Source organism: Lachnotalea glycerini, assembly GCF_003201285.1.
Lineage (GTDB): Bacteria > Bacillota > Clostridia > Lachnospirales > Lachnospiraceae > Lachnotalea > Lachnotalea glycerini.
The window spans coordinates 137,480-159,075 of the sequence record NZ_QICS01000001.1; the positions used below are offsets into that span (position 1 = coordinate 137,480).

A 21,596-nucleotide genomic window follows, 5' to 3' on the forward strand; every position below is an offset into this window, starting at 1 on the left:
GCCTTAAGAAATGCTTTCATTTCTAACAACTTTCAAAACATAAGGAGGATAAGGTATGAAAAAAAGTTTTATTAGTATGTTTTTGGTGGTATCAATGATTATGGTTATGCTTGCGGGGTGTGGACAAAAAGAAAGCAGCAGCGAAAGTACTAAAGAAAGTACAACTGACAGTGCAAGCGACAGCACAGAAGAAACAAAAAGTGAATCATCTGACTACACCATTGGCTTTGTACCAATGACATTGAATAATGAGTATTTTATTGCAATGTGTAATGGGGCACAGGAAAAAGCAGATGAACTTGGTGTAAAACTAGAGATTCAGGCAGCAGATTCACATGCCAGTGCAGCCGATCAGCTTACCATTGTAGAAAACATGATTACTTCTGGCGTGAATGCAATTTGTATTGTACCATCATCATCAGAAGGCCTTGAAACAGCATTAAAAAAATGCGAGGAAGCAGGAATACTTGTGTTTAATATTGATACCATACTGGATGAATCCGTAACAAGCAAAGTATCTATGGATATTCCTTTCTATGGTACAGATAATAAGGCAGGTGGACAAAAAGCAGGAGAGTATGTGAAGGAGAATTTCCCAAAAGGCACAATAACTGCTATATTGACTGGTATTGAAACACAGCAAAATTCATGGGACAGACGGGATGGTTTTATGGACGGAGCAGGAGATGCAATTGAAGTAGTAGCTGTTCAATCTGCAAATTGGGAAGTAGATCAAGGCTATGATGCAGCACAAAATATCATTACTGCAAACCCAGATCTTCAATTAATATATTGCTGTAATGACAGTATGGCAATTGGGGCAAGTAAGGCAGTTAAGGAAGCTGGTTTGGGAGATCAGATTAAGATTATTGGTTTTGACGGTGCATCAGAAGCATTAAATATGGTTAAGTCGGGTGAATTTATCGGAACCGTTGCTCAAGATCCGGTACAAATGGGTAAACTTGGAGTTGAAAATGCAGTGAAAGCATTAAATGGTGAAGAAGTAGAGCAATATTTAGATACAGGTTCTTCTTTCATTACAGCAGACAATGTGGACAAACAAATCGAATATATTACTCCATACATTGGAGAATAATTTAAACAAAGGAGAATTAAAATGAATTATCGTAAGCTTATAGTAGAAAACGGACTAAGAATGATAAGATCAGGATTAACAGTAGAAACATGGGGAAATATCAGTTGTCGTGATAAAGAAACGGGACTGGTATATATGACTCCAAGTGCTATGGATTATAATACAATTACAGAAGAAGATATTGTGGTGTGTTCTTTGGATGGGACAATAGTAGAAAGTATACGCAAGCCTACTATTGAAAAAGATTTGCATTTATCAATTTATCGAGCAAGAAATGAAGTAAATGCAGTCGTACATACACACCCTGTTTATTCAATGATATATGCATGCCAAGGTAAAGTAATACCATTAATCATTGATGAGGCGGCACAGGCTTTAGGAGATGTATGTAAAAGCACAAACTATGAGTTACCAGGATCTTTGGAATTAGCACAGGAGTGCGTTTTAGCCTTAGGAAAAGAGGCTAACTCTTGTCTGCTTCATTCACATGGTGCGGTTTGTATTGGTGCTGATATGGATGCGGCATTTAAGGTAGCAACAGTATTGGAAGCAACTGCACAAATCAATTATATGATTGAAGCGACAGGCTGCAAGGCTACGATAATCTCAGAAGAAAATGTAATGGCAATGAAAGATTTTGTAAAAAATCATTATGGACAAGACAAATAGTCAAATATTGATCAGAAACTGATATTAGACGAAGCAGTAGAAATAAAAAAAAGAGGGAATCCGTTAGGAAACCCTCTTTAATTATGTGCGTTTAATGAATTTATTAAGCTATGGTTACATTAACTGCCTGTGGTCCACGATTTCCGTCCACAATATCAAATGTAACTTTAGCGCCTTCTTCTAAAGATTTAAAACCATCTGAAACGATTCCGGTAAAGTGTACGAATACATCTTCTCCGCCTTCGTCGTTAGTGATAAATCCAAATCCTTTAGTTGAGTTAAACCATTTAACTGTACCTTTGTTCATAAAAGATACCTCCTATAAAATAATATATTAATGTATTTCATAACTATATTAAAAAATCACATGCTTTTGTAAATCATGAATCAAATAATGACTTACAAAAACATGTGAAATCAAAATTTCATTATAAATACTTACTTAGTATAATAGCAAAAGTGAATTATGTCAAGTTAAACAACTTTTATTTAATCTAAGATTGTAGTTTTGTGATTATGTACAGGATTTAAGATCAAATGAAAAATAAGATATACTGATAAATCACATTTTTTTTGACAGAACATATACTATAACGAAAGGAGGCAGCATATGTCAATGAGCAATCATGTAGCAGTGATAGGCGGCGATAAAAGGCAGTTTTATATGTGCAAATTATTATCGGAAGATAATATTATGGTTGATAGCTTTGGTGTAGATATGAAAGAAGCTGTATTAGATGTTACGATAGCAGAATCTATTGAGCAAATAATGGAACTATGTGATGTTATTATTGGTCCCATTCCTTTTAGCAGAGATGGTATTCATTTTTTTTCTAATGTAAATCCTAATATAGCATTGAACGAATTTAATCGTTTCATTCGTTCTAATCATATTATTATAGGTGGGAACATGAATGACAAAATAATAGATAGAGTAAAAGAGCAAAATGGAAGATATTTCGATTTTATGAAAGAGGATTCAATTGCAGTAAAAAATGCAATTGCAACGGCTGAGGGGACAATAGCAGAAGCCATTAAATTAAGTGATATTAATTTATATGAAAGTAAATGTTTAATTCTGGGTTATGGGCGGTGTGCAAAAGCTTTAGCTGCCAGATTAAAATCGTTGGGTGCCAATGTCACTATAGCAGCACGTAATCGAGAACAAAGACTTTTGGCAAGAAATGAGTCTTTGGAAGCAATCAATTTAAAAGATATTCACATAAAACTTCCTGAATTTGATTTTATTTTTAATTCAATACCAGCAATGATACTTACCGCGCAATGGCTTCAATTATGTAAGCAAGAAGCAGTTATCGTAGATATTGCTTCCAAACCTGGTGGAACTGATTTTGAAGAATGTAAGAGACTTGGGTTAAAGGCAACTCTGTCATTAGGTCTTCCGGGAAAATATTCGCCTAGAACTTCAGCAGAAATATTGATTCAATCCATCCGTCATCTGCTGCCGCATTAATAAAAGTAGGAGTAATTTTATGCAATTAAGTGGCATTAATATAGGATTTGCAATAACAGGGTCGTTTTGTACCTTAGACAAAGTAAAAAAGGAAATTGTTAATTTGGTTAATAAAGAAGCAAATGTCATTCCAATTTTTTCATATAATGCAATGAGCATTGATACACGTTTTGGTAAGGCATTTGATTTTGTAAGTGAAATAACCGAAATTACATCGAATGAACCGGTCATATCCATTGAAACAGCAGAACCACTCGGTCCAAAAGGCATGATAGATATATTAATCATAGCTCCTTGTACCGGTAATACAATTGCAAAATTAAGCAATGGAATTACGGATACACCGGTATTAATGGCGGCAAAAGCACATATGCGTAACAATAAGCCGTTGGTCATTTCAATCTCTACAAATGATGCATTGGGATTAAATTTAAAAAATATTGGTACAATGCTGAATGTAAAAGGTGTTTATTTTGTTCCGTTTGGTCAGGACAATTATAATGGAAAGCCTAAGTCTATGATGGCAGATACAACCCGAATAATAGAAACACTAGAAATGGCACTGGATGGTAAACAAATACAGCCCATTTTAAATAATATATTAAAGTAAACTTTGTCTAAGCTTTTTCTATCACATAAATAAAAGGCAGACCGATTGCAGGTCTGCTTTTATAGTATATAAAGGATCTTATAACCTCTGTTAAGGAAAATTAATTCTAATCTTATGATGATTATATTGAATCCTGTGTTGCAATCGTGATAGGTATTTCTATGTCTCTACTAGCCGGATTTTGCTTCTTTACCAAATATTCAAATAGTATTTTTACTAACTGATATCCTTGAAATTCGGGACTTTGGCCCAAAGCAAAATCCACAGTTCCATCTTGAAGTAATGCCAAAGTATCAGGTATCAAGTCATGACAAATCACAGCAACGTTATGAGAAAGATTCAATAGACTGAGTGCACTTCCAACACCAGCAATTCCACCTCCGGTTATATATAGTCCCTTAAGCTGGGGATGCTGGTTGCAATATTCAAGTGTAATTTTGAAAGCTTCTTCCTTACGATCTTGGTTTTCTTGTACCTCCAAAACGTTAATGCAAGAGGATGCCTCTTGTAACTTATCTAAAAATCCGTTCAGACGATCCTGATGGCAGGATAAACGGTAGGAACTAATGATAACTCCTACATCTCCTCCAGAAGGAAGAAGCTTAGCTAACAAGCCGGCTGCTGTTTTGCCACCTTTACGGTGGTCTTGTCCCACAAAACAAAAATCGTTGGTACCTTCTATTTTGGAATTAAAAGTAATAATTGCAATTCCATTATCGACTAGCTGATTAATTTTGTTTCTTACCATATTGTCATCTATGGGAAAAACAGCCATTCCGTTAACCCCTTCTGCTTCAAGCTCATTTAATATACTAATCTGTTCAGCAGGTTCAAGAGAAATGGGCATTTTGATTCTTATATCTATTCCAAAAGCATAAAATTCATTTTGAGCACTTTTAACACCGGTCAACATTTCTTGAATATAGGGATTGTATTCAGGTGTTAATATAATTCCGATTTTTATAGGATCCTTACTTTGAACCAATGCTTTGCCTAGAAAATTTGGTTGATAATTAAGCTCTTTTGCTATTTTCAATACCTTTTGACGTGTTTCTTCTTTTACACCTGGACGGTGGTTTAGAACTTTGTCTACAGTTCCTCTTGAAACAGTAGCAAGTTTAGCAATTTGTTTGATTGTCACGGCCATAATAAGTACCCCTTCATACATAAATATTATTAGACTACATTATAGCATAGAAACTTTTAAATGTCTATAAATGTGCACGAGCACTAAAATCATAAATTTAGATCGCATAATTAATAAATATGTGAATTGTGCACAAAAAAAAGAATTATTATCTATGAATTTGCACATTGCAATAATAAAAATAGAATGATAAAATTTAAATATAAAATAGTGCACGAGCACAATGATGCGAAATGTATAAAAAAATCGTCATAATAATTAATGATAAAATTATATTTACACACGAGCACATTAAAAGAAAGGATGAATAAAATGAAATTTGGTACAGGCTATGCTTATTGGGGAACAAATTGGGAATGTGATTATATTGCTATGACAAAAAAGGTTGCTGAAATAGGATTTGATATACTTGAAATAGGTGCTGATCATTTATATCACATGTCAGATAAAGAAATATTAGAACTGAAAGAGACAGGAAATGAAAATGGTATTGAATTTACTACAAATAGTGGACCATCAAAAGAGAATGATTTTGCATCTGAAGATTTGGCAGTAAGAGAGCACGGTCTTAAATATTTTGAAACAGTGTTGCAAAACATGAAAAAGCTTGGATCCAAATCTTTAGTAGGAGCAATCTATTCTTTTTGGCCAACGGATTTTGTAAATGTAGATAAAGAAGCTGCGTGGGAAAGAAGTATTGATTATTTACAGAAACTTAGTAAGACCGCTGAGGAATTAGATATCGAATGTGCACTTGAGGTGTTAAACCGAAATGAAACTTACATATTAACAGATTGTGAGGAAGCGATTCAGTATGTAGAGAGAGTAGGAAGCAAGAAGATTAATATTCTTTTAGATACGTACCACATGAATATAGAAGAAGACAATATGTATGATGCAATTCGTAAAGCAGGTAATTTTTTAGGACATCTTCATGTAGGTGAATGTAACCGCAAATTGCCAGGAATGAACCATAGTATTGATTGGGATGAAATAGGTAAGGCACTTCGTGAAATTAATTACGAAAAAGCAGTGGTTATGGAACCGTTTCTATTAAAAGGTGGACAGGTTGGACGAGATATCCGCGTTTGGAGAGATTTAAGTAATCACGCAACACCACAGCAGTTGGATCAATATATAAAAGATTCATTGATATATCTAAAAAAATGTTGTCTTGGTTAAAGGAGGAAAGAAAATGGCAGACATTTTAATTATGGGAGAAATGCTTGTTGAAATCATGAGAACACAGGATGATGTCCAATTATATGATCAGGGATTATTTCGAGGACCATTCCCAAGTGGTGCACCTGCTATTTTTATTGATACGGCAGCCAGAATCGGTTGTAAAACAGCCATAATCGGAGGTGTTGGGAAAGATGATTTTGGCAAATGTTTGTTAGAGAGATTAAAAAAAGACGGTGTTGATTGCAGTCATGTAATTGAAAGTGAAAAAACAGCTACTGGTGTAGCATTTGTTACTTACTTTTCAAATGGTTCCAGAAAATTTATTTTTCATATGGGGAATACACCTGCTGTAGAAGCAAGGGCACCTAAAGAAAATGAATTTAAAAATGTAAAGTTTATGCATATTATGGGGTGTTCCTTAATGGCAAACACAAATTTTGCGCAGGAAATATTAAAAACAATGCGAATGATGGCTCGAAAGGGAGCAAAAATTTCATTTGATCCCAATATAAGAAAAGAGCTTTATACAGATGATTCCATTCATAATGTTGTTAAGGAAGTGATGAGATACACAAATGTATTACTTCCAGGTGTAGAAGAGCTATTAATGACTACAGGAGAATCAAATATAGAAATTGCAATAAAAAAATGTTTTGAAAATCCAAAGTTAGAAATACTAATACTTAAAAATGGTTCTAAGGGCAGTGAAATATATACACGCAATGGTGTGAAAAAAATTGATGCATATAAAGTAGAGCAGCTAGATGCAACGGGGGCAGGAGATTGTTTTGACGGAGCATTTATCGCTGGTTTGGTACAGGGAAAAGATGTAGAAGAAGCTGCAAGGATGGGCGCAGCAGCAGGAGCACTAAATGCAGCAGCATTTGGACCAATGGAAGGTAAAATCAGCCCCGAGACATTACTTGATATGATAGAAAGTAGTCATGTTAATTAAAAAGCAAAGAAAGGAGTGAAATGATGACGGAAAAAGTATATAAGATGCAATTAGAGAATATTTCAAAGTCCTTTCCAGGAGTGAAAGCTTTGGATGATGTTAATATTACTCTAAGAGCAGGTACGGTACATGCTATTGTAGGTGAAAATGGTGCAGGAAAATCGACGTTGATGAAAATTATTAATGGGTTGTACAAGCGTGATACAGGTAGGATTCTTCTGGATGGAAAAGAAGTTTCATTCTCCGGACCCATGGAATCTTCTGAAGCAGGAATTGCTATGATCTATCAGGAATTAAATTATTTTCCTGAACTTACAATTGCAGAAAATATATTTATGAAGCGTCAGCCAAGTAAAGCTGGATATGTAAAATGGAGAGAAATGATGGATCAGGCTCAAAAAATATTAGATTATAATAATTTGTCATATGACCCTAAAATGAAAATAAAAGATCTGCCTATTGCTAATATACAAATGTTAGAAATAGTAAAGGCAGTTGCTTTTAAAGCACAAGTTATCATAATGGATGAACCTACATCATCAATATCAGACAAAGAAGTAAAAATGCTGTTTGATACAATTGTGCGGCTGAAAGAACAAGGAATTAGTTTCTTATATATCAGTCACAAGATGGATGAAATTTTTAAAATTGCAGATGATCTTACAATTATCCGTGACGGAAAAAGCATTATATCAGGGCCAATTAGTCAATTTACAGAGGATTCGATTATTGCACATATGGTTGGCCGCTCCATTGAAAACATATATCCAAAGGTGAAAGTTCCAATCGGTGAAATTGTTTTTGAAGCAAAGAAGCTTTGTAGTGAAAGAACATTTAAAGATGTTTCCCTGCATGTAAAAAAAGGTGAAATTGTAGGAATGGCTGGTTTGGTAGGTGCAGGACGAAGTGAAGTCTGTCGTTCAATATTTGGGTTAGATCCATTGGATTCAGGGGAAATCACGTTAAGTGGAAAACCATATGTTCCTAAAAATGTTTCACATGCAATAAAAAATAAAGTTTTAATGATTACAGAGGATCGTAAAAAAGAGGGAATTATAGGAGTTAGAAGCTGCCGCGAAAATATAACGCTTGCCAGTCATCGTGTGCGCAGCGGAATATTTATGAATCTGAAGAAAGAAATGAAAGAAGCAACTGAAATGTCTGATAAGTTAAAGGTAAGATTTGCTGGTATTGAAACTACGATCGGCTCTCTTAGTGGTGGTAATCAGCAAAAAGTATTATTGGCACGTTGGTTGATGCTTGAAAGTGACTTGCTAATCTTGGATGAACCTACTCGAGGCATTGATATTGGAGCAAAATTGGAAATTTATAATATTATGACAGATTTGGCTAAAAAGGGGTATGCAATCTTAATGATTTCATCAGAATTACCTGAACTTTTGGGTATGTGCGATCGAATTTATGTAATGAGTCAAGGTTATATTACAGGCTGTCTGGATCGTCAAGATTTTGCACAGGAAAAGGTAATGCAGTTAGCCACGAGAAGTGAAAAGTAGATTACAGGATATAAATAAAGGAGACCAAGATGAAAGAAATAATAAAACCGAATTTAAGGAAATACTCTTTGGTATTAATTTTGCTCGGTATGATTGGTATTTGTTCAATTTTATCAAGTAGCTTTTTGACTGCTACAAATTTTACAAACATTTTGAAACAGGTAAGTATTGTAACAATTTGTGCATTTGCTCAAGGATTAATCATAATCAGCGGTGAAATTGATCTATCTATTGGATTTTTAGCTGGTATGGCAGGAAGTTTTGCTTGTATTATGTTTGTGGCAACTGGTAATCTTTTTCTTGCTTTTATGTTTGGATTGTTATTAGGAGCGACGGTTGGTGCAGTGAATGGTTTATTTGTAGCATATTTTAAATTACCTTCTTTTATAGTTACCTTAGCGATGCAGACTGTTTGTTTTGGTATTATTTGTTTGTATACTGGAGGACAAAATATTTATAAAATTGGTAATTTTAAGGTATTGGGACAAAGCAAATTATTGGGTATCATACCAATTACTGTGTTTTTTATGATTGTTATGCTTGTTATTACGCACATTTTATTAAAGTATACTAAGTTTGGACGATACTTATATGCAATAGGTGGAAATGCGGAGGCTGCAAATGCAGCAGGGGTTCAAGTTTGTAAAATGAAATGGGCAGCGTTTATTGTATCAGGTTTGTTTGCAGCAATTGCAGGAATGGTAATGATGGGAAGATTAAATGCAGGTATACCAAGTGAAGGAGGTGGCTATGAGACGGATGCCATCACAGCAACGGTGATAGGCGGTACAAGCTTTTCTGGTGGTGCAGGTACTGCATTTGGTACATTTCTAGGATCACTCATTATAGGTGTATTAAATAATATTATGAACTTACTTGGTATCGATTCCTATTTGCAGATGATTATAAAGGGATTTATTATAATCATTGCGGTTCTTGCAGATAGTTTTTCTAAAAAGCAAAAGTCAAGCATTAAAATAATGGCATCAACTTTTGATGTAAAAAAGTGAAAGAATAGATAATAAAAAGGAGGATTTATTTATGAAAATGAAAAAAATTTTAGGAATGTTCTTGACTGTAGCTATGTCTGTAAGTCTGATTGCAGGATGTAGTTCCAACAAGGATGCATCTGTTACAAGTGAAGATAAGTCAACAACCACAAGTGACGATGCAAACAAGGATGCCGATTCGTCAAAAACCGAAGAGGCAAGTACGAGTGGAGATAGCTTTAAGGTTGCTTTTCTCCCTACAGATATGTCGGCTACGTTTGCATCATGGCTGGCTACAGAATTAAAGACAGCATTTGAAACTTATGATGACATGAGTTTGACTGTTATGGATTCAAAAGGTGAACTGGAAACACAGCTTAGTAATTTAGAAACATGCGTTTCTCAAGAGTATGATTACATTATTTTATTACCTCTTGAACCAGCAGCAGAAGATGATATTGTAGCAGGCTATATTGAACAAGGTACTCCTGTCATGATGATCAATCTGGATGATTTTGGTGTAGAGAATGCTTCTAGTGTTATTGCTAATCCATTTGATTTAGGAACAATTGTTGCTCAATATGCTATGACACAGCTGGCAGATGATGCTAATGTTGTAGTACTATTAGGACCATCCGGAAATACAGATTCAATTGAACGCCGCAGAGCTTATGAAGAGGTTCTTTTTTCAAAGACGAATATTACTATTTTAGATGAACAGATTGGTGATTGGGAAAAATCAAAGGGCATGGAATTAATGGAGAACTGGATTCAGGTTCATGGTGACAAAATTGATGCCGTTATATCAATGAATGATGCGATGGCAATTGGTGCTTATGAGGCAGCAAAAGCTGCAGGAGTTGCAGATAACATAAAGTTCTTTGGAGTAGATGGACTTGCTGATGCAGCAGTTGCTATTGATAATGGTGAAATGACAGCTACCGCATTACAGGATGCTAAGGTTATGGCTTTGGATGCTGCTGGCATATGCCATGAAATTCTAACAGGAGAAAATAGTGAAGGATTTGAGAAAATTCAGATACCTGTAACGCTTATTACAAAAGATAATGTTGCTGAATATATCGAAAGATATACAGATAACGGTATGATTACGAAATAAATAATTATTGTTATATATTTTGGTATGTATTTCCGGCATATGCTGGGAATACATACAATAACATGGAGGAATGAAAATGAAACAGGCAATTTTAACACATCCAAAGACAATTGAATTTAGTGAAATAGAAAAACCAATAATGAAAGCAAATGAAATCTTAATGAAAGTTAAAAAAATTGGTATTTGTGGGTCAGATATTCATGCATATTATGGAGAGCATCCATTCATGTCTTTTCCAATCCGTTTAGGACATGAAATGGCAGGAGAGGTGATTGAAGTTGGTTCAGAAGTTAAGGATATTGAAATTGGTGATCTCGTAACGGTTATGCCACAGGAATTTTGTCATGAATGTGAGCCGTGTAAAGACGGAAGATACAATATCTGTAATACATTGGAAGTAATTGGATGCCAAACTCCCGGTGCTGCGTGTGAGTATTTTAATGTTGATTCAGCTTTAATTAAGAAAATTCCCAAAGGAATGACAGATGAAATTGCTGCAACAGTTGAACCCGCGGCAGTGGGCGTTCATGCTGTGAGGAGAAGTGGTAATGTTAAAAATATGAATGTTGTTGTTATGGGAGCTGGTACAATAGGAAATGTAACTGCACAGGCCGCGATTGCAGAAGGTGCAAAAAGTGTACTGATAACAGACTTATCAGATTATCGATTAGAAGTAGCGAAAAGCTGCGGGATTACGCATGTTGCAAATACAGGAAAAGTTTCTATGAAAGACGCAATTGAGCAGGCTTTTGGCGAAGAAGGTGCTGATATATTCTTTGAATGTGTTGGTGTAGGTGAAACGGTAAATCAAGCAATTGAGTTTTCAAAGAAAGGTCATGACATTGTGATTGTAGGAGTATTTGGCTCGACTCCGTCAATTAATTTAGCATGGGTACAGGATCGTGAATTTAGAATTATTGGTTCTTTGATGTATGTCGATAAGGATTTTCAGGACACAATTGATTATATGGCAGCAGGAAAAATCAACATGAAACCATTAATTTCTAAAACTTTTAAATTCGATGATTATGCAAAGGCGTTTCAATATATTGAGCAGAATAAGGATACGAGTTTAAAAATATTAATAGAAATGTAGTCTGTGAGGTCAGGCCTATGATAGTAAATAACAAGTACAGAAATTTTGATGAGAATTTTTCATTGGCAAATAAAACAGCAATCATAACAGGTGCAACAAATGGAATAGGATTTGAAATAGCAAAAATGTTTGCAAGAAAAGGAGCAAATATTGTTAGTTTTGATTTGAAAAAATCAAAAGAGCTTGAACAATATGTAAAAGACCAGGGAAGATATTATCTTTCAATGGAAGGTGATATCACTAAGACAAGCGATATTGAAAATTTAGTGAATAGTGCCATAAATAAGTTTAAAACAATTGATATATTGATCAATTGTGCAGGAGTTGGATTTTTGGAAATGGCATCGGAAAGTACAGAAAAAGTATGGGACTTAACATTAGCGGTTAATTTAACAGGAAGCGCAAGAATGGCATTGGCGGTAGGAAAAACAATGATTGAAAATCAAGGCGGCTGCATTATAAATATAGCTTCACAAGCGGGTGTTGTGGCGTTAGAACGTCATTTGGCATATGGAACAGCGAAAGCAGGAATCATACAAATGACAAAACAGCTTGCTGCGGAATGGGGAAAGTATAACATCCGTGTTAATGCAATTTCCCCTACGATTATACTTACACAGATGGGTGAGATGAACTGGAATAATGAAAAAGGTGACGAGTTTAGACAAACGATACCTTCTCGTAGGTTTGGATACCCTGAAGAAGTAGCTGCCTGTGCTGTTTATCTGGCCAGTGATGCAGCTAGTTTATTTAATGGTGCTAATTTAGTAATTGATGGTGGATATACAATCGTATAATACAAAGTTAAAATGAATATTAGTGAAGGAGTATTATGAAATTAGCTAGTTCTAAAACAATATTGAAAAAGGCACAGGAAGGTAACTTTGCGGTTGGTGCGTTTAACGCAGAAAATATGGAGATGGTACAAGCAATTATAGAAGCTGCAGAAGAATTGCAATCACCTGTGATTATACAGACAACACCCTCATCTGTGTCTTATGCAGGTCTTAAGATGTATTACAATATGGTATCAGCAGAAGCCGAAAATGCAACAGTTCCTATTGTTTTGCATTTAGATCATGGAAACAGTTTTCAATTATGCAAAGAAGCTGTTGAAGCTGGCTATACATCGGTTATGATTGATGGATCAAAGCTTGCGTATGAAGAAAATATTGAATTGAGTAAAAGCGTAGTGCAATTTAGTGCCAAAGCTGGTGTCGAAGTTGAAGCAGAACTTGGAACAGTAGGTGGCAAAGAAGACAATCATGAAGTTACAGGAAAAGATATCCTTTATACGAATCCGCAACAAGCTGTCGAATTTGTTGAAAAATCAGGAATCCAATCATTGGCAATTGCAATAGGATCGGCACATGGATTTTACAAAGGAATCCCAAAGCTTGATTTTGAACGCCTAAAGGAAATACAAATGGCTGTTACTATACCATTGGTTTTACATGGAGCGTCTGGAATACCGGATGAAATGGTACGCCATTCAATCGAATTAGGAATTTGCAAAGTCAATTATGCTACGGAATTGAGAGCAGCATTCACAAAAGGAGTGCGAAAAGTAATTGAAAATGATAATACTTTGATTGATCCCAAAAAGTATAATGCCGCTGGTCGTGAAGAGGTAAAAAAATTGGTAAAAGAAAAGATGCAAATTTGTAATAGCCAAGGAAAAGCATATGTCTGTAAGCAGGCACTTATTATGAATAAAAAGTTTATCATCTAGATAACGATAAAAGTTATCGTTATCGTTATTGACATATTACATAAAAAATAGTATTCTGATTATAGGTTATTTAAAACTAACTAAAATTAGAAGGAGGTTTTTTATGTCATTTATAAATAAAGAAATAGAGGATTTTGCTGTACAAGCATTTGTTAAAAATGAATTTAAGCAGATAAAGAAAGAAGATGTTTTAGGTAAATGGGCCGTTTTCTTTTTTTATCCGGCTGATTTTACTTTTGTTTGCCCGACCGAATTAGAGGATTTGGCGAGTAAGTATGAGGAATTTAAAGAAATTGATTGTGAGATTTACAGTATATCCTGTGATACGCATTTTGTTCATAAGGCTTGGCATGATGCATCTGAAACGATTCGAAAAATAAATTATCCAATGCTTGCTGATCCAACCGGAAAACTTTCAAGAGATTTTGAGGTTATGATTGAAAATGAGGGAATTGCAGAAAGAGGAAGCTTTATTATAAATCCTGAAGGAAAAATTGTAGCATATGAAGTGATCGCTGGGAATGTAGGAAGAAATGCGGATGAGCTTTTTAGAAGAGTACAGGCATTACAGTTTGTAGCAAAGAATGGGGACTTAGTGTGCCCGGCAAAATGGAAGCCAGGAGCAAAAACTTTGAAACCGGGTCTTGAGCTTGTGGGTATACTATAGAAAAAATTAATATTTACTATAAAAAGAGAATTTTACTATAAAAAATTAGTAAAATTCTCTTTTTTTGTAAAATTATAGTATCAATTTTTGTAATTTTCATATATAATAGTAACAACACTATAACAATAGACGAAATAATGCTAATAAGTAAAAATTTTGCTCCTTGACAATTAATAATATAAAACAAAAAACTGATGTGCCTAATTTGTTGTATCTGCGATATACGCATCATCCTATTTATTTTGTCTTATATTATTTATAAAGCAAACATATACGTATTGACTGATGAATGAATATTGAGAATAATGTTGGATAAGAGATTAAGAATAAACTTTAAATGAAATGGGAGGATTAATTATGAAGCAATTAATAAGAAAAGGGTTTGTAATTATTTTGGGTTTAGTTTTAATGTTACCGTTGACAATGAGTCTTGATGCGAAAGCAGCAGCAAATGCCAATCCAACTTGGTATGTAGATTCGACTGTAATTAATCATGGACAAGCATATCCATATGATTATTATGCAGCAAAGGATCCTACGATTGTGTACTATGGTGGTAAATATCATGTATTTTACACAGGAGCAAATAAAAGCGGAGGCTGGCAGATGCTTTATACATCTGCAACTACTATAGCAGGACTTAAAACAGCTAACCGTACATATTTAAGCAAAATTGGCGAAGCTTATTTTTGCGCACCAGAAGTTTTTTACTATGAGCCACAAGGTTTATGGTATCTTGTATATCAGGATGGAACTCATGGAGCTGCTTATGCAACAACAAAAAACATTGCTGATCCTACTTCTTGGTCTGGACCGAAATCATTTGGAATTTCAGGAAACATGGGATGGGATTATTATATAATTTGTGATGATTCTTATGCTTATATGTATAATACACCAAGCGACGGATCAGGTAATTTGTATGTTCGTAAGACGGCATTGAAGAACTTCCCATATGGATGGGGTTCTGCTTCAGTGGCAGTAAAGAACACTTTTGAAGGGGCTAATGTTTACAAATCACTTGCTGATGGAAAATATTATCTTACCGTTGAGGATTTAAAGGATGGCAGATATTATGAATTATGGACATCATCAAGTGCAGGAGGACCATGGACACAAGTTGCAGAGAAATGGGCTTACCGTGGAAATCTTAAATATAACGCAGATAAGTGGACTACTAATGTTTCTCATGGGGAAATCATTCGTTCAGGCTATAACCAAAAGCTTGAAATTAACAATATTAATCGAGTAGATTTTCTAATTCAGGGTACTACAAGCTTATCAGGACAATACCAACAGCTAATTTGGGATCTTGGTGTGATCAAAAATTATAAATAAGATTAGCTGTTCTTTACCTATATGGTATATTGCATTTGAATAAATAATATAGAAATAAATAGGATGATACATATGTCGCTGATGCGGACTTGTCCTCTTTGTTCTATAATAGGAAATTCCGAGAATTTCCTATTATAGAAACCCTCTTGGGGGCACACCACGTGGATAGAAAGTTGTTGCTACGCAACCCGCGTGGGCGCGAGAGTGTCTGCAAAGCAGACACTTTTTTCTATATATAAATTTAACCAAAATATTGGAGTATAGCTTAAAAAAGAAATTGCGTGGTATAATAATGTTGATTACTAATTTAAAGTGAAATGATATCAAATTATTTATTCACATAGGAGGATTTTGCTATGAAAACCTTTCAAGAGCTATACGAACATGTTGTTAAAGCAGCATTAAACAATGAAATAGAGAAAATAGAAAAGTCAGAGAAAGAATATGATCCCCATCAATTGGACTGTTTATTAAACCCAATGAAACATCCAATTGTAATTCAGACAGGAATCTGTGAGTGCACCGGTGAAAATCAAAGTGAATGCATCAAAAGATGTCCCTTTGATGCAATTAGTATCAAGCCAAAAAGTGGAATTGATATTAATCCGGATTTATGTATGGGGTGTTCTGAATGCATTGATGGCTGCGCAAGTGAAAAATTAAAGGCCAGTACTGATATTATACCGGCTTTAAGAGCTGTCCGCTCTTCTAAAGAACTTGTCTACGCTATGATAGCACCCGCCTTTTTAGGTCAGTTCAGTGAGCAGGTAACACCGGGTAAACTAAGAACTGCAATGAAGCAGGTAGGCTTTGATGGAATGGTAGAGGTTGCGCTATTTGCTGATATTTTAACCTTAAAGGAAGCTCTAGAGTTTGATAAAAATATAAAGGAAGAAAGCGACTTTCAATTAACCAGTTGCTGCTGTCCTATGTGGATTGCAATGATTAAAAAGATATATCATGAATTGATGCCTCATGTACCAGGAGCTGTATCACCAATGATTGCATGTGCCAGATCAATAAAGGTATTGCATCCACAAGCAATGACTGTTTTTATTGGCCCATGTCTTGCAAAGAAAGCAGAAGCCAGAGAACATGATTTAGCAGGTGATGTAGATTATGTGTTGACATTTCAAGAAATTCAGAATATTTTTGATGCATTGGGAATTCATCCTGAGCAATTGGAAGAAAGCGATAAAGATCATTCCTCTAAAGCTGGTAGAATCTATGCAAGAGCAGGTGGGGTCAGTGAGGCAGTTGAAAGCACAGTAAGAAGCATTAATCCGAATCGTAAAATAACCGTAAAGACGAAGCGCTCCGATGGGGTGCCAGCTTGTAAAGCTATGATAAATGAGCTTTTGGATGGTAAATCAGATGCTAATTTTTATGAAGGTATGGGGTGTAGGGGAGGATGTGTCGGAGGACCAAGATCTATTACAAGTGTGGAAGCAGGAACGAAAGCGGTAAATAAATATGGAGAAGATTCACCTTTTCAAAATCCTGTGGAAAATCCCTATGTAATAGAATTATTGCATCGGCTGGGTTTTGACACAATCGAAAGTCTTTTGGAAAATTCAGATATATTCACAAGACATTTTTAATAAAATAAAAGGAAATAAGTACCGAATAAATCAATATTTGTTTTAGCCGGTGCTTTATTTATTAATACCAATTTATTTTTATTCTCATATCGGTTATAATTAGGCTTATATTATTTTGAAAATACGATAAAGATAACCCAAAGGAGCTTTCGATGGACAAAAAGATATTGAAAAATATAATTGATGTTGCAGCAAATAGAAAAGATGCTGACTTAGTAATTAAAAATTGCAAAATAGTTGATGTATATAATTCATCCATCATAGATGGAAAGGCTATTGCAATTGTAGATGGCTACATTGCCGGAATAGGAGATTATCGAGGAAAACGTGAAGTTGATGCAAAAGGAAATTATGTTTCCCCGGGATTTATTGACGGACATATTCACATTGAATCTGCATACGTAACACCGGAAGAAATTGGAAGGCTTTTAGTTCCTCACGGTACAACTACTATCATTGCAGATCCACATGAGATTGTAAATGTTTGCGGAATGGATGGTTTGAATTATATGTTGGAGGCAGCCAAAAAGACCGAGCTTAATATAAAATATATGCTTCCATCTTGTGTACCGGCTACTCCATTTGAAAATTCTGGCGCTGTCATTGATTCTACAGCTATGATAGAACCAATTAAAAATGATAATATTCTGGGTCTTGGAGAATTTATGGATTATCCGGGTGTAACACAAGCTAAAGAGGAAGTTCTTAATAAGTTATTGGTAGCAATAAATGAAGGCAAAATAGTAGATGGCCATAGTCCGGGTTTAACAGGACACAAGTTGAATGCATATGCAGCCGCTAGAATCCGTACTGACCATGAATGTTCTACGATAGAGGAAATGCAGGAAAGAATTCGCTGTGGCCTTTATATCCTTTTACGGGAAGGCTCCGCCTGCCATAATTTACGTAGCTTATTAAAAGGGGTCAGCAAAGAAAACAGCCGTTGGTGTCTTCTATGTTCTGATGATCGACAGCCAAAGACGATTTTGGAATTAGGACATATCGACAATCATCTACAGATTTGTGTTGAGGAAGGCATTGATGCAATTACGGCAATTCAGATGGCTACTATCAATGCAGCACAATGCTATGAGTTAAAGGACAGAGGCGCGATTGCACCGGGACTTCGGGCTGATATTGTAATGATAGAAGACTTGATAAACTTTCGTGCAAATCGTGTATGGATTCAAGGCAAAGAGATTGCAAGAGAGGGCTGCTATCTTCCAAAAGTGGAACGCTTTGATATTTCTAATGTTGCAGGTCGATTTAAAATTGGAAATTTTACGATAGATAAGCTAAAGCTTCAACTGAATTCAAATCGTGTTAATGTAATCAATATTTTGCCGGGCGGTGTTGTAACTGAAAAAGAAACGGAGACAGTTACCTTGGATGAAGCAGGTTGTTTTGTTTATCAGCCAGAGAAAGATATTGTAAAAATTGCTGTTGTAGAGCGCCACAACAATACTGGAAATGTTTCTGTTGCACTTTTAAAGGGCTATGGAATAAAAGCAGGAGCAATCGCATTGTCGATTGCACATGACTCTCATAATATTATCGTAGTAGGAACCAATGATGAGGATATGGCATTTGCAGTAGAACAATTAGTAGAACAAAGCGGCGGTATTATTCTGATTCAAGATAAAGAAATAATCTGTCATATGCCTATGGTGGTAGGAGGTATTATGAGTGATCAAACAGGAGAATGGGTTAATGAAAGACTGACTCAAATACATGAAATAGCTCGTACAAGGCTTGGAGTCAGCAAAGAAGTGGAGCCTGTTATGACTTTGTGTTTTATGTCTCTTGCTGTAATACCTGAAATTAAGATTACTGATATGGGACTGTTTGATGTTACCAAATTCAATTTTATTTCAGTTGAAGCAAAAGAATAGGGTCAACTTTGAGCAAATAGTGAAAAAGAAATAGTTGAATCAATGTAAAATTGCTTCAAATTATAAATATGACATACAGTTGACATGTTTAATATGTTATTCTATATCAATCATGAGATGCTGCATGCATAGCCGTTGTGGATTATGGGGAATACGAGGAGGTATTATGGAATTTGTAAGGTTAACAAAAGACAACATAGAGCAGGAGCATATTTGCTGTGCCATAGCTAATAATAAGGATTCACAGGTGAGTTCAAAGAAGAAATGGCTTGAGGAACGTTTGAAAGAGGGACTTGTGTTTTTAAAAGGAAATGTAAGAGGGAAATGCTTCATTGAATACATTCCGGCAGAATATGCATGGGCACCGGTTGAGGCTGACAATTATATTTACATTAATTGTTTTTGGGTATCCGGTCAATTTAAGGGTCAAGGAAATTCCAACGAATTATTAAATACTTGCATTGAGGATGCAAAACAGCAGGGGAAAAAGGGACTGGTTATTCTATCCGCTGACAAGAAAAGACCATATCTAAGTGATCCAAAATACTTAAAATATAAGGGATTTGAGGTAGTGGATACGGCAATGCCATACTATGAATTATTATGTTTGAAATTTGATAAAAACTCAGATTCACCAAAATTTATGAAGCATGTAAAAAATCCTCATATCGATAAGGAAGGCTTTGTGCTGTATTACTCTTCACAATGCCCATTTATTGCCAAATATGTTCCCTTAATTGAAGCCATAGCTAAGAATAAAGGATTAAAGTTCGAGGCAATTCATTTAAATAGCGCCAAACAGGCAAAGATGGCACCGGCACCTTTTACAACGTATAGCATGTTTTATAACGGTGACTTTGTAACAAATGAAATTTTTTCAGAGAAGAAATTTGAACAAATGATTGAAAAGGTAAATGAAAATTAGTAGAATATTATTGATTATTATAACCAATGTTCGAAACTGGTCAAGCCCCAAATAGTTGAAAGCAGCGGTGTAAGTCCAGTCACGGGTATTTTGCTTACAAGATAATATTTTATATATTTCTCATAGTTTCTGATACAGGTTATTATTTGAAACGAGCTGTTGATTGTTAAAATGATAAATAAAGAATACATTATTTGTGAAATGATGTCATCATTGATAAGTTAGATTTTTTGATCTTACTTATTGGGGACATTCTCAATAATGTATTCTTTTTTATGAAAATATTTATAAACAGTTATGAACATGATATAATTTTTATATCTGTAAAACGGTAGATAAAAGTCGATAATTGATTTAAAGTGCCTGTTGTAAGGTAACAATGGTATTACGTATTGATTGAAAATTTATAAGAACAAGAAAGGAAAGAATAAGAATGAATTATCAAGAATTGTTGGTTGAAGCAAGAAAAACAATAGGAAGCTATTGCAAGGCATGTAACATATGTAATGGGGTCGCCTGTTCAAATAAAATTCCAGGACCAGGAGCAAAAGGAGTGGGAGATACAGCGATACGAAACTATGAAAAATGGAGCAGTATTCGAGTTAACATGGATACTATTTGTCAGAATGATAAGGTAGATACATCCACAGAATTATTCGGACAAAAGTTTCGTATGCCTGTATTTGCAGGACCAGTTGGTGCAGTGAATCTTCACTATGGTGAGACATATGAAGATTCAAGCTATAATCAAATACTACTAAAGGCATGTGCAGACAATGGAATTACAGCTTTTACAGGAGATGGCACAAATGAACAGGTTATGAAAAGTGCGACAAAAGCGATTAAAGAAGTGAATGGAATAGGAGTGCCAACGGTAAAACCTTGGAGTAAAGAGGTGATTCAGGAGAAAATGCTTATGGTAAAAGAATCTGGTGCTTTTGCCGTGGCAATGGATATTGATGCAGCAGGTCTTCCATTTCTAAAAAATTGTGAACCACCAGCAGGCAGTAAAAGTATTATGGAATTAAAGGACATCATTCATAATAGTACCATTCCATTTATTGTAAAAGGCATTATTACAGTGAAAGGTGCGATTAAAGCAAAAGAAGCAGGGGCAGCAGCGATTGTAGTATCAAACCATGGTGGAAGAGTATTAGATCAATGCCCATCTACAGCCGAGGTTTTACCTGAAATCGTAGACGTTATGAAAGGAACTGGTATTAAAATCCTTGTTGATGGAGGAATTCGAACAGGCGTTGATGTATTTAAAGCATTGGCAATGGGTGCTGATGGCATATTAATTGCAAGACCATTTGTTACGGCTTTATATGGTGGAAGTGAGGAAGGCGTTAAGATATACATTGAAAAAATCGCAAGTGAATTAGAAGATGCAATGGCAATGTGTGGTGCTCATAGCATCAAGGAAATTACTTCAGATATGGTAAGATATGCTAGATAGCACCATGTCATAATCCCAAGGGATTAAAAATTGATATAAATACACAGCATTCATTATTACAAATACTATTATCTTCTAGGGTTTTCTCAGGAATAGCTGCATTTAGAAATTCATCCAAATTTCC

General features: G+C 35.1%; 20 protein-coding genes. 18 read left to right on the plus strand and 2 right to left on the minus strand.

Going from position 1 to position 21,596, the window contains the following annotated elements; all coding sequences use genetic code 11:
- Positions 1-55: 55 nt before the first annotated feature.
- Together C8E03_RS00635 and C8E03_RS00640 are read left to right on the plus strand one after the other, a co-directional pair.
- Positions 56-1,096: a sugar ABC transporter substrate-binding protein gene (locus tag C8E03_RS00635; RefSeq protein WP_110289981.1), complete on the plus strand. Its 1,041-nt coding sequence runs from the start codon at positions 56-58 to the stop codon at positions 1,094-1,096.
- Positions 1,097-1,117: 21 nt separating this feature from the next.
- Entirely contained in the window at positions 1,118-1,765 is a 648-nt protein-coding gene (locus tag C8E03_RS00640) for a class II aldolase/adducin family protein (protein WP_110289982.1), read from the plus strand.
- A gap of 103 nt (positions 1,766-1,868) precedes the next feature.
- On the opposite strand, the gene C8E03_RS00645 is transcribed toward C8E03_RS00640, so the two are convergent.
- Positions 1,869-2,072, minus strand: a complete 204-nt coding sequence (locus C8E03_RS00645; protein WP_110289983.1) for a cold-shock protein — start codon at positions 2,070-2,072, stop codon at positions 1,869-1,871.
- 303 nt (positions 2,073-2,375) lie between these two features.
- Here C8E03_RS00645 and dpsA point away from each other — a divergent pair, with 303 nt between their 5' ends.
- Together dpsA and C8E03_RS00655 are read left to right on the plus strand one after the other, a co-directional pair.
- The gene (gene dpsA / locus C8E03_RS00650) at positions 2,376-3,239 is read left to right on the plus strand and encodes a dipicolinate synthase subunit DpsA (protein ID WP_110289984.1); all 864 of its coding nucleotides are present in this window, start codon (positions 2,376-2,378) and stop codon (positions 3,237-3,239) included.
- Positions 3,240-3,258: 19 nt separating this feature from the next.
- Positions 3,259-3,849, plus strand: a complete 591-nt coding sequence (locus C8E03_RS00655) for a dipicolinate synthase subunit B (protein WP_110289985.1) — start codon at positions 3,259-3,261, stop codon at positions 3,847-3,849.
- 121 nt (positions 3,850-3,970) lie between these two features.
- Here the strand turns inward: C8E03_RS00655 and C8E03_RS00660 are convergent, their stop codons facing one another.
- A complete protein-coding gene (locus C8E03_RS00660; RefSeq protein ID WP_110289986.1) occupies positions 3,971-4,996 on the minus strand; it encodes a LacI family DNA-binding transcriptional regulator in 1,026 nt (341 codons plus the stop codon).
- Between the two features lie 312 nt (positions 4,997-5,308).
- Here C8E03_RS00660 and C8E03_RS00665 point away from each other — a divergent pair, with 312 nt between their 5' ends.
- The 14 genes from C8E03_RS00665 (at position 5,309) to C8E03_RS00730 (ending at position 21,472) form a co-directional block, all read left to right on the plus strand.
- A complete protein-coding gene (locus C8E03_RS00665; RefSeq protein ID WP_110289987.1) occupies positions 5,309-6,178 on the plus strand; it encodes a D-psicose 3-epimerase in 870 nt (289 codons plus the stop codon).
- A gap of 13 nt (positions 6,179-6,191) precedes the next feature.
- Positions 6,192-7,136, plus strand: a complete 945-nt coding sequence (locus C8E03_RS00670; RefSeq protein ID WP_110289988.1) for a sugar kinase — start codon at positions 6,192-6,194, stop codon at positions 7,134-7,136.
- Between the two features lie 23 nt (positions 7,137-7,159).
- The gene (locus tag C8E03_RS00675) at positions 7,160-8,653 is read left to right on the plus strand and encodes a sugar ABC transporter ATP-binding protein (RefSeq protein WP_110289989.1); all 1,494 of its coding nucleotides are present in this window, start codon (positions 7,160-7,162) and stop codon (positions 8,651-8,653) included.
- 29 nt (positions 8,654-8,682) lie between these two features.
- Positions 8,683-9,663 carry an ABC transporter permease gene (locus C8E03_RS00680; RefSeq protein ID WP_110289990.1) on the plus strand — a complete coding sequence of 327 codons (981 nt, stop codon included), beginning with the start codon at positions 8,683-8,685 and terminating at the stop codon, positions 9,661-9,663.
- A 31-nt stretch (positions 9,664-9,694) separates the two neighbouring features.
- A complete protein-coding gene (locus C8E03_RS00685; RefSeq protein ID WP_110289991.1) occupies positions 9,695-10,762 on the plus strand; it encodes a sugar ABC transporter substrate-binding protein in 1,068 nt (355 codons plus the stop codon).
- Positions 10,763-10,838: 76 nt separating this feature from the next.
- On the plus strand, positions 10,839-11,858 hold the full coding sequence (locus tag C8E03_RS00690) for a zinc-dependent alcohol dehydrogenase (protein ID WP_170122846.1): 1,020 nt from the start codon (positions 10,839-10,841) through the stop codon (positions 11,856-11,858).
- Positions 11,859-11,875: 17 nt separating this feature from the next.
- A complete protein-coding gene (locus C8E03_RS00695; protein WP_110289993.1) occupies positions 11,876-12,655 on the plus strand; it encodes a GolD/DthD family dehydrogenase in 780 nt (259 codons plus the stop codon).
- Between the two features lie 35 nt (positions 12,656-12,690).
- Positions 12,691-13,590, plus strand: a complete 900-nt coding sequence (gene fba, locus C8E03_RS00700; protein WP_110289994.1) for a class II fructose-1,6-bisphosphate aldolase — start codon at positions 12,691-12,693, stop codon at positions 13,588-13,590.
- A gap of 103 nt (positions 13,591-13,693) precedes the next feature.
- On the plus strand, positions 13,694-14,257 hold the full coding sequence (gene ahpC, locus C8E03_RS00705; RefSeq protein WP_110289995.1) for an alkyl hydroperoxide reductase subunit C: 564 nt from the start codon (positions 13,694-13,696) through the stop codon (positions 14,255-14,257).
- A gap of 357 nt (positions 14,258-14,614) precedes the next feature.
- Complete coding sequence (locus tag C8E03_RS00710; RefSeq protein WP_110289996.1) at positions 14,615-15,595, plus strand: non-reducing end alpha-L-arabinofuranosidase family hydrolase; 981 nt, start codon at positions 14,615-14,617, stop codon at positions 15,593-15,595.
- A gap of 356 nt (positions 15,596-15,951) precedes the next feature.
- A complete protein-coding gene (locus tag C8E03_RS00715; RefSeq protein WP_110289997.1) occupies positions 15,952-17,196 on the plus strand; it encodes a [Fe-Fe] hydrogenase large subunit C-terminal domain-containing protein in 1,245 nt (414 codons plus the stop codon).
- A 152-nt stretch (positions 17,197-17,348) separates the two neighbouring features.
- A complete protein-coding gene (ade, locus tag C8E03_RS00720) occupies positions 17,349-19,088 on the plus strand; it encodes an adenine deaminase (RefSeq protein WP_110289998.1) in 1,740 nt (579 codons plus the stop codon).
- Positions 19,089-19,254: 166 nt separating this feature from the next.
- Complete coding sequence (locus C8E03_RS00725) at positions 19,255-20,013, plus strand: N-acetyltransferase (protein WP_110289999.1); 759 nt, start codon at positions 19,255-19,257, stop codon at positions 20,011-20,013.
- A 433-nt stretch (positions 20,014-20,446) separates the two neighbouring features.
- Entirely contained in the window at positions 20,447-21,472 is a 1,026-nt protein-coding gene (locus tag C8E03_RS00730; protein WP_110290000.1) for an alpha-hydroxy-acid oxidizing protein, read from the plus strand.
- Positions 21,473-21,596: the final 124 nt, after the last annotated feature.

What these genes read in the sequence shown, in the direction of transcription:
- C8E03_RS00635 (WP_110289981.1), top strand. Translation starts at nt 56, where the DNA reads ATGAAAAAAAGTTTTATTAGTATGTTTTTGGTGGTATCAATGATTATG.
- C8E03_RS00640 (WP_110289982.1), top strand. Translation starts at nt 1,118, where the DNA reads ATGAATTATCGTAAGCTTATAGTAGAAAACGGACTAAGAATGATAAGA.
- C8E03_RS00645 (WP_110289983.1), bottom strand. Translation starts at nt 2,072, where the DNA reads ATGAACAAAGGTACAGTTAAATGGTTTAACTCAACTAAAGGATTTGGA.
- dpsA (WP_110289984.1), top strand. Translation starts at nt 2,376, where the DNA reads ATGTCAATGAGCAATCATGTAGCAGTGATAGGCGGCGATAAAAGGCAG.
- C8E03_RS00655 (WP_110289985.1), top strand. Translation starts at nt 3,259, where the DNA reads ATGCAATTAAGTGGCATTAATATAGGATTTGCAATAACAGGGTCGTTT.
- C8E03_RS00660 (WP_110289986.1), bottom strand. Translation starts at nt 4,996, where the DNA reads ATGGCCGTGACAATCAAACAAATTGCTAAACTTGCTACTGTTTCAAGA.
- C8E03_RS00665 (WP_110289987.1), top strand. Translation starts at nt 5,309, where the DNA reads ATGAAATTTGGTACAGGCTATGCTTATTGGGGAACAAATTGGGAATGT.
- C8E03_RS00670 (WP_110289988.1), top strand. Translation starts at nt 6,192, where the DNA reads ATGGCAGACATTTTAATTATGGGAGAAATGCTTGTTGAAATCATGAGA.
- C8E03_RS00675 (WP_110289989.1), top strand. Translation starts at nt 7,160, where the DNA reads ATGACGGAAAAAGTATATAAGATGCAATTAGAGAATATTTCAAAGTCC.
- C8E03_RS00680 (WP_110289990.1), top strand. Translation starts at nt 8,683, where the DNA reads ATGAAAGAAATAATAAAACCGAATTTAAGGAAATACTCTTTGGTATTA.
- C8E03_RS00685 (WP_110289991.1), top strand. Translation starts at nt 9,695, where the DNA reads ATGAAAATGAAAAAAATTTTAGGAATGTTCTTGACTGTAGCTATGTCT.
- C8E03_RS00690 (WP_170122846.1), top strand. Translation starts at nt 10,839, where the DNA reads ATGAAACAGGCAATTTTAACACATCCAAAGACAATTGAATTTAGTGAA.
- C8E03_RS00695 (WP_110289993.1), top strand. Translation starts at nt 11,876, where the DNA reads ATGATAGTAAATAACAAGTACAGAAATTTTGATGAGAATTTTTCATTG.
- fba (WP_110289994.1), top strand. Translation starts at nt 12,691, where the DNA reads ATGAAATTAGCTAGTTCTAAAACAATATTGAAAAAGGCACAGGAAGGT.
- ahpC (WP_110289995.1), top strand. Translation starts at nt 13,694, where the DNA reads ATGTCATTTATAAATAAAGAAATAGAGGATTTTGCTGTACAAGCATTT.
- C8E03_RS00710 (WP_110289996.1), top strand. Translation starts at nt 14,615, where the DNA reads ATGAAGCAATTAATAAGAAAAGGGTTTGTAATTATTTTGGGTTTAGTT.
- C8E03_RS00715 (WP_110289997.1), top strand. Translation starts at nt 15,952, where the DNA reads ATGAAAACCTTTCAAGAGCTATACGAACATGTTGTTAAAGCAGCATTA.
- ade (WP_110289998.1), top strand. Translation starts at nt 17,349, where the DNA reads ATGGACAAAAAGATATTGAAAAATATAATTGATGTTGCAGCAAATAGA.
- C8E03_RS00725 (WP_110289999.1), top strand. Translation starts at nt 19,255, where the DNA reads ATGGAATTTGTAAGGTTAACAAAAGACAACATAGAGCAGGAGCATATT.
- C8E03_RS00730 (WP_110290000.1), top strand. Translation starts at nt 20,447, where the DNA reads ATGAATTATCAAGAATTGTTGGTTGAAGCAAGAAAAACAATAGGAAGC.